The organism is Streptomyces sp. NPDC059142 (assembly GCF_042755665.1).
Classification (GTDB): domain Bacteria; phylum Actinomycetota; class Actinomycetes; order Streptomycetales; family Streptomycetaceae; genus Streptomyces.
Map to the genome: position 1 here is coordinate 49,754 of NZ_JBHZDA010000047.1, position 627 is coordinate 50,380.

Annotated in this window: 1 protein-coding gene; it reads right to left on the reverse strand. The window is 71.1% G+C overall.

Features of this window, described 5'->3' with window-relative positions; all coding sequences use genetic code 11:
- Positions 1-90: 90 nt before the first annotated feature.
- Positions 91-489 (reverse strand): hypothetical protein, encoded by a 399-nt coding sequence (locus ACFXPK_RS18685; protein ID WP_385076720.1) that lies wholly within the window; start codon positions 487-489, stop codon positions 91-93.
- Between the last annotated feature and the right edge of the window lie 138 nt (positions 490-627).

Here is a 627-nt window from a genome sequence, read left to right on the forward strand (position 1 = left end):
TGCGGGCCGCCCCGCTGCCGCTTGACACACAGGTCGCAGCGCTCGTTGAGACAGTTCCAGCAGGTCCCCCGCTCCCCCACCGGACGCCGGTCAGTCGCCGAACCTGGCGTAGTTGTGGAAGTCGTCGCTGACATCGGGCTCGAAGGGCTCCGAGACGGGCGCGCACACCCAGGTGTCCGCAGCTCCGGGCGTCTCCTGCTCGCCGGTGAGCCACTGGTGGATGTCCGGGGTGACCTCGTAGAACCCGTCCTCGCCCTCGGCGTAGAACTGGGAGTTCCCTCCGAACCCGGCCTCGTCCGCGTAGTCCCACAGGCAGACCAGGTAGGGGCCGCCGGCGTCGTGGATGCGGCCGAAGACCGAGCGGATATCACCGTCGGTGTAGCCGTCCGCGAACCGCCCCTTCATATCCGCGATCTGGGCCAGCAGGTCCGGCGTCGCCTCCTCGCGCTCCCGGTTCTCGTGCTCGTCGCTCTGACGCTCGATCTGCATGCTGCTTCTCCTGGTGGGTTGAGGCTGTCGGTGTCGCGTCGGGGGGGGGGGGGGGGGGGGGCCCCCCCCCCCCCCCGCGAGCCCGACTCCTCACGGGGGCGCGCGCGAGTTTGGTGGGCGGGGTGGGGGACGGGATCT